General features: G+C 73.4%; 9 protein-coding genes. 4 read left to right on the forward strand and 5 right to left on the reverse strand.

Features of this window, described 5'->3' with window-relative positions:
• The first annotated feature begins 63 nt into the window (after positions 1 to 63).
• The 4 genes from uvrA to AACH11_RS06070 all read left to right on the forward strand — a co-directional run bounded on the left by uvrA (position 64) and on the right by AACH11_RS06070 (position 9,192).
• Entirely contained in the window at positions 64 to 5,925 is a 5,862-nt protein-coding gene (gene uvrA, locus AACH11_RS06055) for an excinuclease ABC subunit UvrA (RefSeq protein ID WP_341373308.1), read from the forward strand.
• A gap of 13 nt (positions 5,926 to 5,938) precedes the next feature.
• Complete coding sequence (locus AACH11_RS06060; protein ID WP_341373309.1) at positions 5,939 to 6,862, forward strand: alpha/beta hydrolase; 924 nt, start codon at positions 5,939 to 5,941, stop codon at positions 6,860 to 6,862.
• Positions 6,863 to 7,181: 319 nt separating this feature from the next.
• A complete protein-coding gene (locus tag AACH11_RS06065; protein WP_341373310.1) occupies positions 7,182 to 7,985 on the forward strand; it encodes a response regulator in 804 nt (267 codons plus the stop codon).
• Between the two features lie 202 nt (positions 7,986 to 8,187).
• Positions 8,188 to 9,192, forward strand: a complete 1,005-nt coding sequence (locus tag AACH11_RS06070; protein ID WP_341373311.1) for a hypothetical protein — start codon at positions 8,188 to 8,190, stop codon at positions 9,190 to 9,192.
• A 72-nt stretch (positions 9,193 to 9,264) separates the two neighbouring features.
• Here AACH11_RS06070 and AACH11_RS06075 read toward each other — a convergent pair whose 3' ends face one another.
• From AACH11_RS06075 to msrP, 5 genes are all read right to left on the reverse strand, one after another.
• A complete protein-coding gene (locus tag AACH11_RS06075; protein ID WP_341373312.1) occupies positions 9,265 to 9,918 on the reverse strand; it encodes a hypothetical protein in 654 nt (217 codons plus the stop codon).
• A gap of 128 nt (positions 9,919 to 10,046) precedes the next feature.
• Complete coding sequence (locus AACH11_RS06080; RefSeq protein WP_341373313.1) at positions 10,047 to 10,715, reverse strand: PEP-CTERM sorting domain-containing protein; 669 nt, start codon at positions 10,713 to 10,715, stop codon at positions 10,047 to 10,049.
• A gap of 81 nt (positions 10,716 to 10,796) precedes the next feature.
• Positions 10,797 to 11,822 carry an intradiol ring-cleavage dioxygenase gene (locus AACH11_RS06085; protein WP_341373314.1) on the reverse strand — a complete coding sequence of 342 codons (1,026 nt, stop codon included), beginning with the start codon at positions 11,820 to 11,822 and terminating at the stop codon, positions 10,797 to 10,799.
• 218 nt (positions 11,823 to 12,040) lie between these two features.
• The gene (locus tag AACH11_RS06090; RefSeq protein WP_341373315.1) at positions 12,041 to 12,700 is read right to left on the reverse strand and encodes a protein-methionine-sulfoxide reductase heme-binding subunit MsrQ; all 660 of its coding nucleotides are present in this window, start codon (positions 12,698 to 12,700) and stop codon (positions 12,041 to 12,043) included.
• Positions 12,690 to 13,679, reverse strand: a complete 990-nt coding sequence (msrP, locus tag AACH11_RS06095; RefSeq protein ID WP_341373316.1) for a protein-methionine-sulfoxide reductase catalytic subunit MsrP — start codon at positions 13,677 to 13,679, stop codon at positions 12,690 to 12,692. Before msrP ends, AACH11_RS06090 begins: the two co-directional genes overlap by 11 nt.
• Positions 13,680 to 13,739 lie beyond the last annotated feature (60 nt).

A 13,739-nucleotide genomic window follows, 5' to 3' on the forward strand; every position in this document is an offset into this window, starting at 1 on the left:
CGGCCGTGCGGGCCGGACCCGATCCGTAGAATCACCCGCTTCCTTTCTGGCGGAGCCTGCTGCATGCCCGGTGCCGATGACCTGCACATCCCCGAGACCGATTCCGGCACGGCGGCCGGAGGCGGCCTGATCCGCATCCGGGGGGCGCGCCAGCACAACCTCAAGCAGGTCGATCTCGACATCCGCACCGGCGAGCTGACGGTGGTCACCGGCCCCAGCGGCTCGGGCAAGTCCAGCCTCGTCTTCGACACGCTGTACGCCGAAGGTCAGCGGCGTTACGTCGAGACCTTCAGCGCCTACGCCCGGCAGTTCCTCGACCGCATGGACCGTCCGGCGGTCGACCGCGTCGACGGCGTGCCGCCGGCCATCGCCATCGACCAGACCAACCCGGTGCGCAGCTCGCGCTCGACGGTCGGCACGATGACGGAGCTCAACGACCACCTGAAGCTGCTGTTCGCGCGGGCCGCGCGGCTGTTCGACCGCCAGACCGCGCAGCCGGTGCGCCACGACACGGCCGACACCATCTGGGCCGATCTGCAGGCCCGGGCCGCCGCCGCCGGCGATCCGCGCGTGGTGCTGACCTTCCCGGTCGAGCTGCCGGCCACGGTCACCGATGCCGAGGTCGAGCAGTGGCTGTCGGCCAGCGGCTTCTCGCGCGTGCAGGCGCGGCGCGTCGGGCCGCGGCCGGGCGACGAGTCGGTGCAGGTCACGCTGCTCGACGTGGTGGCCGACCGCTTCCGCGTCGCCGGAACCGAGCGCGCGCGCGGCATCGAGGCCATCGAGCTGTGCCTCAAGCGCGGCAGCGGGCGCGTCAACGTGCATGTGCTCAAGGCGGACGCGGCCGACGGCGATGCGCCTGAGATCTGGCGTTGGTCGACCGGCCTGCACTGCCCGGACAGCGATCTGCGCTACGCCGAGCCGCAGCCCGCGCTGTTCAGCTTCAACAGCGCGCTCGGCGCCTGCGACACCTGCCGTGGCTTCGGCCGCGTGATCGGGGTCGACCTCGGCCTGGTCATCCCCGACCACCGCAAGACGCTGCGCAACGGCGCCATCAAGCCGCTGCAGACGCCGGCCTGGAAGGAGTGCCAGGACGATCTGATGAAGTACGCCGGCGATGCCGGCATCCCGCGCGACACCGCGTGGAACCAGCTCAGCCCCGAGCAGCGCGACTGGGTGATCCAGGGCAGCCCGAACTGGGCCGGCAACTGGAACAAGCAGTGGTACGGCGTCCTGCGCTTCTTCGAGTACCTCGAGAGCAAGGCGTACAAGATGCACATCCGCGTGCTGCTCTCGAAGTACCGCAGTTACACCACCTGCGGCAGCTGCGGTGGCGCACGGCTGAAGACCGAGGCGCTGCTGTGGCGCGTCGGCGAGCACGACGAGGCCCGGACCGCGCTGGCGCCGGCCGGCGGCGGCCTGGCCGTCGAGCGCTTCCTGCCCCAGGGCGTGGCCTGGACGCGCGCCCAGCTCGACGCGCTGCCCGGCCTCGGCCTGCACGACCTGATGCGGCTGCCGATCGCCCGGCTGCAGCGCTTCTTCGACCGCCTCACGCTGCCCGCCGGGCTGGCCGACGAGGCGGGCAAGCTGGTGCTCTCCGAGATCCGCACGCGGCTGAAGTACCTGGTCGACGTCGGCCTGGGCTATCTGACGCTGGACCGCCAGAGCCGCACGCTGTCCGGCGGCGAGGTGCAGCGCATCAACCTGACCACGGCGCTGGGCACCTCGCTGGTCAACACGCTGTTCGTGCTGGACGAGCCCAGCATCGGCCTGCACCCGCGCGACATGGACCGCATCGTGCAGGCCATGCACCGGCTGCGCGATGCCGGCAACACGCTGGTGGTGGTCGAGCATGACCCGGCGGTGATGCTGGCCGCCGACCGCCTGATCGACATGGGCCCGGGCCCGGGCGAGCAGGGCGGGCGCATCGTCTTCGACGGCACGCCCGACGCGGTGCGCTCGGCCGACACGCTGACCGGCGCCTATCTGGGCGGGCGCAAGCACGTGGGCATGGGCATCCGCCGCCATGTCGGCGACAGCACGCCGCGGCTGATCGTGCAGGGCGCGCGGGCCAACAATCTGCGCAACCTGGAGGTCAGCTTTCCGCTGCAGCGCCTGACGGTCGTCACCGGCGTCAGCGGCTCGGGCAAGAGCACGCTGGTGCAGGACCTGCTGGTGCCGGCCCTGCTGCGCCACTTCGGCCAGGCCACCGAGGCCCCGGGCGAGCATGACGCGGTGCTGGGCATGGACTGGCTGGCGGCGGCCGTCTTCGTCGACCAGAGCCCGATCGGCAAGACCGCGCGCTCCAACCCGGTCAGCTACCTCGGCGCCTTCGACGAGATCCGCAAGCTGTTCGCGCAGGCGCCGCTGGCCATCGAGCGCGGCTACGGCGCCGGCATGTTCAGCTTCAACGCCGGCGACGGGCGCTGCCCGCACTGCGGCGGCTCGGGCTTCGAGCACGTGGAGATGCAGTTCCTCTCCGACGTCTACCTGCGCTGCCCGGAGTGCGACGGCCGACGCTTCCGCGCCGAGATCCTGGAGGCGACGATCGCCCGCGGCGGCCGGGCGCTCAGCGTGGCCGACGTGCTGGAGCTGACCGTCTCCGAGGCCTGCGCGCTGTTCCGCGAGGACCGTGCGGTGATCCAGCGGCTGCAGCCCATCGTCGACGTCGGCCTCGACTACGTGCGCCTGGGCCAGCCGGTGCCCACGCTGTCGGGCGGCGAGGCCCAACGCCTGAAGCTGGCGGGCTTCCTGGCCGAGGCCGGGGTCTCCGGCGCCGCGGCGCCGCCCGCGGTGGCGAAGAAGGGCACGCTGTTCCTGTTCGACGAGCCGACCACCGGCCTGCACTTCGACGACATCGCCAAGCTGATGCGCAGCATGCGCAAGCTGCTGGAGGCCGGCCACTCGCTGATCGTCATCGAGCACAACCTGGACGTGATCCGCAGCGCCGACTGGATCATCGACCTCGGCCCCGAGGGCGGCGACGGCGGCGGCCAGCTGATGGTGGCCGGCCCGCCCGAGGTGGTGCGCGCCCACGCCGGCTCGCACACCGGCGCCGCGCTGCGGGCCTATGACGGCGCGCTCGGCCAGGTCGAGGAGGGCCGGCCGCTGCAGCTCGTGGCCAAGGCCCGGCGCGACGCCGCGCGCGCGGCCACCGAGGGCGCCGACGCGATCCGCATCGTCAACGCCCGCGAGCACAACCTGAAGGCGCTGTCGGTCGACATCCCGCGCGGCAAGTTCAGCGTCATCACCGGCGTCAGCGGTTCGGGCAAGAGCACGCTGGCCTTCGACATCCTGTTCAACGAGGGCCAGCGCCGCTACCTGGAGAGCCTGAACGCCTATGCGCGCTCCATCGTGCAGCCGGCCGGCCGGCCCGAGGTCGACGCGGTGTGGGGCATTCCGCCGACGGTGGCCATCGAGCAGCGGCTGTCGCGCGGCGGGCGCAAGTCCACCGTGGCCACCACCACCGAGGTCTGGCACTTCCTGCGCCTGCTGTGGGTCAAGCTGGGCATCCAGCGCTGCATCCACGACGGCACGCCGGTGCAGCCGCAGAGCATCGAGAGCATCGCCGCCCAGCTGCTGCGCACGCCGGCCGCCGGGGGCCACCGCGGCCAGCACATCGGCCTGCTGGCGCCCCTCGTCGTCCACCGCAAGGGCGTCTACACCGATCTGGCCAAGTGGGCCAAGGCGCGCGGCCACACCCATCTGCGCGTGGACGGCGCCTTCGTGCCGGTCGATCCCTGGCCGCGGCTGGACCGCTTCAAGGAGCACACGCTGGAGCTGCCGGTCGCCGATTTCGTCGTCGATCCGGCCGACGAGGCCGGCCTGCGCGCGGCGCTCGCCAAGGCGCTGGACCTGGGCAAGGGCGTGGTGCACGTGCTCAGCCCGCTCGACGGCCTGGCCGAGTCGCTGGCCGCGGGCGGGGACGGGGCCGGCCTGGGCGCACTCAAGGTGCATTCGACCCGCCGCGCCTGTCCGACCTGCAGCACCAGTTACCCGGAGCTCGACCCGCGCCTGTTCAGCTACAACAGCAAGCACGGCTGGTGCCCCGGCTGCGTCGGCACCGGCCTGCGCCTGACGCGCGAGCAGCGCAAGGCCTTCGACGACAGCGTGCGCGACGACGACCAGAAGGGCCGCGAGCAGCGCTTCGCCGAGGAGCCCGAGGTCGAGGACCTGAGCGACCAGCCCTGTGAGGACTGCGGCGGCACGCGGCTGAACCCGGTGGCGCGCGCGATCCGCTTCGACGACCAGGGCATCGGCGAGATCGCGATGCGCTCGGTCAGCGCGGTGCGCGGCTGGATCGACGGCCTGCGTCTGGAAGGCCGCGACGCGGCCATCGCCCGCGACGTGGTGGCCGAGATCGCCTCGCGCCTGCGCTTCCTGGAGGAGGTGGGCCTGGGCTATCTGACGCTGGACCGGGCCGCGCCCACGCTGTCCGGCGGCGAGGCCCAGCGCATCCGCCTGGCCGCCCAGCTGGGCAGCAATCTGCAGGGCGTGTGCTACGTGCTGGACGAGCCGACCATCGGCCTGCACCCGCGCGACAACGGCATCCTGCTCAATGCGCTGAACCGGCTGAGCGCGCAGGGCAACACGCTGGTCGTCGTCGAGCACGACGAGGACACGATCCGCCGTGCCGATCACCTGATCGACATCGGCCCGGGCGCCGGCAAGCGCGGCGGCCAGCTCATCGCCCAGGGCGACGCGGCAGCGCTGGCGGCCGCGCCCGATTCGGTCACCGGCCGTTGTCTGGCCCATCCGCTGAAGCATCCGCTGCGGCCGCGCCGCATCGTCAACCGCGCGACCTGGCAGTTGGGGATGACGGGGGCGACGCTGCACAACCTGCAGGGCGTGGCGGTGCAGGTGCCGCTGCAGCGGTTGGTGGCGGTGACCGGCGTCAGCGGTTCGGGCAAGAGCACGCTGGCGCGCGACGTGCTGCTGGCCAACGTGCAGACCCAGGTGCAGGCGCGCGCCACCGCGGCCGGCCGCAAGGCGATCGAGGCCGGCCAGGGCCCGGGCCTGCGCGGGCTGGCCACGCTGAGCGGCGTCGAGCAGATCGAGCGCGTGCTGGAGGTCGACCAGACGCCGATCGGCAAGACCCCGCGCAGCTGCCCGGCCACCTACATCGGCTTCTGGGACGCGATCCGCAAGCTCTACGCCGAGACGCTGGAGTCCAAGGCCCGCGGTTATGCGGCCGGCCGCTTCAGCTTCAACACCGGCGCCGGTCGCTGCCCGGCCTGCGAGGGCCAGGGCATGGTGACGGTGGAGATGAGCTTCCTGCCCGACGTCAAGCTGCCCTGCGACACCTGCCACGGCGCGCGCTTCAACCCCGAGACGCTGGCCGTGACCTGGCGCGGCAAGAGCATCGGCGACGTGCTGGCGATGAGCGTGGACGAGGCGGTGGCCTTCTTCGCCAGCATGCCGGCCATCGCCCATCCGCTGAAGCTGCTGCAGGACGTCGGCCTGGGCTATCTGACGCTGGGCCAGCCCAGCCCGACGCTGTCCGGCGGCGAGGCCCAGCGCATCAAGCTGGTGACCGAGCTGGTCAAGGTGCGCGACGAGTCGCCGCTGTCCACCGAGCTGACCGATGCGGCCATCGCCGAGGCCACGGCCGCCGGCAAGGCGCCCAAGGGCCGTCGCACGCCCAGGCCGCCGCACACGCTGTACGTGCTCGACGAGCCGACGGTGGGCCTGCACATGGCCGATGTCGAGCGCCTGATCCGCGTGCTGCACCGCCTGGTCGATGCCGGCCACAGCGTGGTCGTCATCGAGCACGATCTGGACGTCATCGCCGAGGCCGACTGGGTGATCGACCTCGGGCCCGAGGGCGGCACCGGCGGCGGCCGGGTGGTGGCGGCGGCGACGCCGGAACAATTGGTCGCGCTGGGCACTCACACCGGCCTCGCGCTGGCGCCGGTGCTGGCGCGCTGACCGGGTTCCCGCCATGCCGACCGATCCGCCTGCCGATGCGCCTGACCACCCTGAAGCGCGCCCCCGTGACGGCGCCCGCCGCCGTCTGCTGCTGGGTGCGGCCGCGCTCGGCGGGACGGCCTTGCTGGGCACGGGCTGCACCTCGCTGGAGCTCAAGCAGCGCGAGTGGATCTTCCAGCCCGGCCAGCGCAGCTGGCGGGGCGGCGAGGCCGCCGCGCAGGGCATGGCCGAGGTCTGGATCGACCACCGCTCGGCGCTGACCGGTCAGGACGTGCGCCTGCACGGCCTGTGGCTGCCGCAGGACGGTGACGCGGCCGCGCCGCTGCTGCTCTATCTGCACGGCGCGCGTTTCGACGTGCGCGGCAGTGCGCCGCGCATGCGCCGGCTGCACCAGCTCGGCTACGCCGTGCTGGCGGTCGACTACCGCGGCTTCGGCCAGAGCACCGACGTGCTGCCCTCGCAGGAGCTGGTGATCGAGGACGCCCGCGCGGCCTGGGACTGGCTGGGCCGCCAGCATCCGGGCCGCCCGCGCCACCTGTTCGGCCACTCGCTGGGCGGCGCGGTGGCGGTGCACGTGGCGGCCGACGTCGGCCCGGCGCTGGCGGGCCTGATCGTCGAGGGCAGCTTCACCTCGATCCCCGACGTCGTCAGCCACTACGCCTGGGGCTGGCTGCCGCTGGGCCCGCTGATCACCCAGCGTCTGGCCGCCGGCGAGCGCATCGCCGAGGTCCGCGCGCCGGTGCTGGTGGTGCACGGCAGCGCGGACCGGGTGGTCGATCCGGCCGTCGGCCGCGCGCTCTACGAACGGGCGCCCGAGCCCAAGCGCTGGCTGCTGGTCGAGGGCGCCTCGCACCACAACGCCAATGCGCTGGGGCTGGACCAGTACCGCGAGGCGGTGCGTGCGCTGTTCGGCGTGCAGGCGCGCGCGCAGGGCTGAGGACGGCCGCGGGCCCGACGTCGCCGATCGACCTTTAGGGTGAGCCGTGGCTGGCGCGGGGCGCGCCGGTGGGTCATGATGGTCTGAAGATGATCCGTCCGAGGGCAGGACAGGACCCCGTCCGACGGAGCGGCCCGCCTGCTTCGGGACCACGCATCATGATGACGCCCAGGGAGTTTCCGATGTCGAACCGTCGCCGCCCATCCGGGCCGCTTGCGTGGGGCTGCGCCCGCGCGCAGCAGCCCTGTTCCAGCGCCCGCCCGGCGCTCCGGGGCCGCGGCCTTGCCCCGGCCGCCGCGCCAGCGTCTCGGGGGCGGCCATGCTGAGCGTCGGCCGTCTGCTGGTCGTCGATGACCATGCGCTGGTGCGGGAGTCGCTGCTGCTGCTGCTGGCCCAGCGCCTGCCCGGGGTCCAGCTGGACGAGGCCGGCACGCTGCGCGAGGCGCTGGCCCAGCTGGCGGTGGCCCCCGACACCGGCGCCGTGCTGCTGGATCTGGAGCTGCCCGACAGCCACGGCATGCAGACGCTGCAGACGCTGCGCGCGCGTGCGCCGCGGGTGCCGGTGGTCGTGCTGTCGGCCCATGACGATGCCGCGCAGGTGCAGCAGGCCTTGGCGCTGGGGGCGGTGGGCTTCGTCTCCAAGAGCGTCGATGCGCGCTCCCTGCTGGTCCGGCTGGAACAGGCCATGCACACCCTGGCGCGCTGGCCGCAGGGGCTCGATCCGGCGCTGCGCCCGCCGGTCGTCGAGGGCACTGACGTGGCCGTCGCCGCCCGCACGGTGCCTGCGCCGCCGGCCCCGTTGCAGGCCCCGCTGCCGGGCGGCCGTGTGCCGGCCCCGCGGCTGGGCCACATGGCCACCGTGACCACGGCCCAGATGCCGACGGAGGCCGCGCCGGTGCACGGTCCGGCCGACGGGCCGCCCGTGCTGGCCCTGACCGAGCGCCAGCGCGACGTGCTGCGGCTGCTGATCGATGGCCTGCCGGACAAGCTGATCTGCCGCGAGCTGGCGCTGTCGCACGCCACGGTCAAGACGCATCTGCAGGCCTTGTTCCGCAAGCTCGGGGTCCGCTCGCGCGCGCAGGCGGTGCAGGCCGTCACCCGCTGGCGAGCGCTGTCCGGCTGAGCGCGGCCCGGGCGCTCACGCTGCCGGCCGCCCCCGTCGTGTCCGGGGGGGGATCGGCCAAACGGCTGAAGCGCACGGCGGCGGCGGCGGGCAAGCTCAGCCCGTGTCGACGTGCCGCGAGAGACCCCTGCCGTTGCGCCGGGCTGGGTGGCCGTCCGTCGTGTCACGGCCCTGTGCCCCAGTCCTTTCCGGGAGTCCTTCGATGCGCTTGAACCTGTCTGTCCTTCGGCGGACCTCCTGGCCGGACGCGGCGCTGCGGGCCGTCCGCGCCGGGCTCGGTCTGGTCTGGCTGGCGAGTCTGGCGCCATCGGCTCAGGCCCAGGAGGCCGCGGTCCCCGTGGCGGCCGGCGGCGGCGGGCTGTCGGCCGGTGCGCTGCGGCTGCGGGCCCTGTTCGATGAGCCCGCCAGCGACAAGGGCTTCTCGTACTTCATCGGCCTGGGGCAGCACGTGCAGCGCTACGAAGAGCGCGCCAGCCTGTCCGATGTCCGCAGCCAGGTGACCACCCGCAGCCCGATGCTGGTGGCCGGCGCGCTCTACGTGCTGGGGCCCGATCTGATGTTCTCGATGGACAGCCTGTCGACCTTCGCGCCCGGCCGCGGCCCCGAACGATGGCACGCCGGCAGCAACCCGTTCAACGGCACCCCGCTGCAGGACACGCTGCTGCAGACCAACCAGTTCAGCCTGTCGACCAACCAGGTGCTGCTGGCCGGGCACCGGCGGCTGCTGCCGGCCACGCCCTGGTTCGGCACGGCGGGGCTGGGCTTCCGCAACCTGAACTTCAAGCGCTTCGATTTCCATGCCGGCGTGGACCAGGTCGTCGACCTGCCGACCGACCAGACCGTCATCGAGGACAGCGCCGAGGTCCTGCTGCACGCCGGCCTGAGCCTCGACAGCGAGCAGGTGCGTGGGGCGCCGTCACACCATGGCCTGCGGCTCACGGTGGCCACGCCGGTCTGGCGCCGGGTGGAGAACAGCCAGTTCCCGCTCCAGCGCTATTCCGACAGCTTCGGCGGCTGGGATCTGTCGCTGGAAGGGCGCTACAGCGTGGCGGTCCTGCCCCAGGTGCATGTGGGCGGCTGGGCCCGCGCGGCGACCCTGCAGCGCCAGCGCATCCGGGTGCCCTTGGCGGACGGCCGCACGAGCGAGCTGCCGCGCAGCCGGCTCGACAGCCTGAGCTGGGGGCTGGAACTGCTCTGGAAGCTCTGAGCGGCTGGTTCGTCTGGCCGGGGTGGCCGGGGGGGCCAGGGTAGGGTGGCCGGGCCGGACGCCCGGCGGCGATCACATCAGGACGGTCGGCGCCGCATGGCGCAGGCCTTCCGGCTGCGCCCAGCGCGAGGGGCTGCGGCGCGGCTCGCTGAGGGCCAGGGCCTGGCGCTGCAGCGTGACGGCATCGTCGATGTCGCCACCGCGTTCGAGCACGTCGGCCGCGCGCATCAGCAGGATCGCGCCCCAGCCCGGATCGCTGGTCAGCAGCGCCAGGCGCGAGGCGCCGTCGGCCCAGTCCCGTGCCCGGGCGCGGGCGGCGCGTCGCCGGGACTGGGCCTCGGGGGCGTCATCTTCGAGGGCCTCGACCTGATCGGCCTCGTTGCAGCAGATCTCGGCCAGGGCGCACAGCAGGTCGCCCTCGGCATCGGCCGCGCCGGGCATCTGGCGCAGCGCGGCCAGGGCGGAGGCCAGGCTGGCCTCCGCTTCCGCATAGGCGTGCAGCGCGGCCAGGCAGCGGGCGGTCTGGGTCAGCGCCTCGCAGACGACGATCGGATGGCCGTGGGCCAGCGCCACGCGCTGCTCGTCGAGGGCGGTGCGCAGTGCGCCGAGGGCTTCGCCCTCGGGCAGGGCGCGGCCGCCGCGGCGGGGCGCGACGGGGTCTTCCGACGCCCGGCGGGTCCTGGCGGACGGCGGCGGCGGCGGGGCGGGCAGGTCATCGAACGGCATGGCCGGGATCGTAGGCCGCGAGGCCCTGGGTGGTCTGCCTCGCCCCGGCCCTGGCTTGGGGGGTGGATCCCCAGGCTGAAGGCGTCTCCCGTGCGGCATTGCACGCCGACGGGTGGCGGCCGCTGGCCTCAGCCGCGGGCGTTGGCGCGTCGGCGGCCGGCCAGGGCCAGCAGCAGGCCGGCGCCGCCCAGCGCCAGCGCGGCCGAGGCCGGCTCGGGCACCGCGCCGATCGCGCCGGTCGTCTGCAGCGTGACAGCGTCGATCAGGGTGGCGCCGGCGCTGCTGCCGTAGATCGTCAGCCCGGTCAGGCTGGCACCGGCCTTCAGCGCGGTGCTCAGGTCGTATCCGGTCCAGGCGCTGTTGCCGAGGTCGAAGATCGACACGTCGGTGCCGCTGGTGCTGCCGTCGGCATAGCTCAGCACGATCAGGCTGAGCACGCCCGCATCGCTGCGGGCCTGGAAGCCGAGCTGGACGATGGTGCTGACGTCGATGGCCGTGTCCAGCGTCAGGCTCAGGCTGGCGTTCTCGTCGGCCAGCACGGCGGCCAGGCTGCCGGCGGCGGTATCGGTGCGCTCCAGGCTGACCGTGCCGGAGGCGGTCCAGCCGCTGAGGCCCGATTCGAAGCCGCCGTTGGCCAGCTGTTCGTCGGCGCGTGCGGCCGGGGCCGCGCCCAGCAGCGTCAGGCCGAGCAGGGCGGTGGCGGCCAGCGCGCCGGCATGGCGGCGCAGGGCCGACCGTGTGGCAGCGGTGCCGCAGACGGGATGCGACGGCGTGATGGGCATCGGAATGACATTCATCATGAGGGGCTCGTGAAAAGGGAAGGGAGGCGGCCTGTGGGGGCGGGCGCGTCGGAGCGCGTCGGAGCGCGTCAGAGCGCGTCAGAGTGCGCCTGTGGGCGGGGTGCCGCCCGGTGGCGTGCCGGGGGTGCCGGAGCCGCTGCCCGGAGCCGTGCCCGGTGCGGTCGTGCCGCCCGGCGCGCTGCCGCCGGCCCCGGCATCGCTGCTGCCGCTGCCGTTGGACGCCGTCTGGTCGATGCCCACGACGATGCCGCCCACATAGCCGCGCGCGACGCTGCCCGACAGCGTCAGCATCTCGGTGCCCGTGCCGTCGCTGAACACGTTGTCGTCGGCGAAGCGGGTCACCGAGGTGTTCTGGCCGTGGGTGTAGAGCGTGCTGGCGTAGACCGCACTGCTGATCGCCTGCGGGAAGGCGAACTGGGTCGTCGCCATCGACGAGCTGGTGCTCGACAGCGTGCTGCCGGCCAGGAACACCATGGCGTGGATGTGCGTGATGCGGCCCGCGTACCAGCCCGGAAAGATGGTCTTGAAGGTGACGTAGCCGTTGGCGTCGCTCTGCTGGATCGCGCGCAGATAGGTCAGGCCCGACTGGCCGGCGTTGTTCGATGCGTCATAGCCCGAGTACAGGCCGTCCTTGTCGCAGTGCCAGATGTAGACCCAGGCGCCGGCGATCGGCGCGCAGGCGTTGTTGACGTCGACCAGCCGGAGGCGCAGGGTCAGCGGCACGCCGGTCTTGCCCTCGGTCATGTCGGCCCGCACGATGGCGCTGTTGGCCAGGATCGCGCGCAGCGGGTAGGGGCCTTCGGTCTCGGTGGCCGCCACGGTGCAGGTGGCGGTCGAGGTGCTGGCGGCCAGCGTGGTCTTGAGCGTTTCCTCGGTCGCGCTGTCGAGCACCAGGGCGCTGGTGTCGGTGGTGCTCGTGGTGGCCGCGCTCGTGCTGCTGTCGGTGCCGGACAGCGCGGTGCCGCCGCTGCCGCCACCGCCGCCGCAGGCGGACAGCGTGGCCGCGCCGAGGCCGCCGATCAGGCCGATCAGGCCGCGGCGGCGTTTCGGGTCGATGGTCTCGCGGGCGGCGGGCGAGGGCGCGTCGGATGGGTGATGGGTCATGGGCTGCGGGTCGTGTGCGGGAGCCATGGCGCGCCGGTCGTGTGGTGACGGCGGCAGCGCGCCACAGGCTCCTCGGTTTGTCGGGCAGGTCGCTGGATGCGCCCCGCGGAGCCGTGTCGGCTCCGGGGCCGCACTGTCCGGTGCCCGTGTGTCTCGGCCCGCTGCGTGGACGTGAAGCAAGGTGAAGCTGTGGCGCGCGGACGACGGCCGCGCCGATCTCAGCGCGGCCCGCCCGCGCGCCGTGGCCGGCGCCACAGCCGCCAGCCCAGCAGCGCGGCCAGCACGGCCGCATGGACGGCCCATTCACCGAAGTCGTTCTTGCCGGCCTTCATCCAGTAGAAGTGCAGCAGGCCCAGCAGGCCGGCGACGTAGGCGCCGCGGTGCAGTGACCGCCAGCGGGCGCCGCCGAGGGCGCGCGCGACGCGCTGCGGCGAGGTCAGCGCGAGGACGGCCAGCAGCCCCCAGGCCAGGCTGCCGACGAGGATGAACGGCCGCTTGGCGATGTCGGCCAGCAGGGCCGCCGGCTCCAGGCCCTGGTCCAGCCAGGCCCAGGCCAGCAGGTGCAGGCTGCACCAGAAGAACGCGAACAGCCCGGTCGGCCGCCGCAGCCGGGCCAGCGTGGGCAGTCGCAGCGCCTCACGCAGCGGGGTGATGGCCAGCGCCAGCAGCAGCACGCGCAAGCTCCAGTCGCCGCTGCCGCGCAGCAGGGCCTCGGCCGGGTTGGCGCCCAGGCGGTCGGTGGCCGCGCCGTGGATCAGCAGGGCCAGCGGTGTCAGCAGCAGGGCCCACAGCAGCGGCTTGACCGCGGCATGGCGCAGCGCCCGGTCCAGGCGGGCACGCGGGCCGCCGGAGGCCGTCGCCACTGCCTCAGAACTCACGCCGCAGGTCCATGCCGGTGTAGAGCTGCGCCACCTGCGCGCCGTAGCCGTTGAACATCAGCGTCGGCCGCTTCTTCGCGAACAGCCCGTCCTCGCCGATGCGGCGCTCGCTGGCCTGGCTCCAGCGCGGATGGTCGACCTCCGGGTTGACGTTGCTGTAGAAGCCGTATTCCTGCGGCGCCGCCTTGTTCCAGGCGGTGCGCGGTGGCTGCGCGGTGAAGCGGATGCGCACGATGGACTTCGCGCTCTTGAAGCCGTACTTCCAGGGCACGACCAGGCGCACCGGCGCGCCGTTCTGGTTCGGCAGCACCTCGCCATAGAGGCCGAAGGCCAGCAGCGTCAGCGGGTGCATCGCCTCGTCCAGGCGCAGGCCCTCGACATACGGCCACTCCAGCACGCGCGAGCCGACGAAGGGCATGGTCTTCGGGTCGGCGAGCGTGTGGAACTCGACGTACTTCGCGTGGCCGGTGGGCTCGACCTGGCGGATCAGCTCGGCCAGCGACCAGCCGACCCACGGGATCACCATGCTCCAGCCCTCGACGCAGCGCAGGCGGTAGATGCGCTCCTCCATCGGCGCGAGCTTCATCAGCGCGTCGATGTCGAGGGTGCGCGGCTTCTTCACCTCGCCGTCGATGACCACCGTCCACGGCCGGGTCTTCAGCGTGTGGGCGTTCTTCGCCGGGTCGGCCTTGTCGGTGCCGAACTCGTAGAAGTTGTTGTAGCGGGTGACGTCGGCGCGCGAGGTCGGACGCTCCATCGTCACCGCGCCGGCCACCGCCGACTTCACGGCCGCCAGGGCCGCGCCGCGTGGGGCGCCCTCGGCGGCCAGCGCCTGGCGCCCGGCCCAGGTGGCCAGGCCGGTGCCCAGCGAGCCGGCGGCCAGCTGGCGCAGCCAGCGGCGGCGGCCCTCGTAGGCGGCGCGGGGCGTGATCTCCGAGGGGACCGGATGGTCGAAGCCGAGGTCGGTGCGGGAGGGCATGGGCGGGCGATCCTTCGTCAGAACGGGGCGGTGGACGAGCGGTCTGTCGTCGCACCCCGG

Origin of the sequence: Pseudaquabacterium rugosum, assembly GCF_038066575.1 — a bacterium.
GTDB lineage: Bacteria > Pseudomonadota > Gammaproteobacteria > Burkholderiales > Burkholderiaceae_C > Pseudaquabacterium > Pseudaquabacterium rugosum.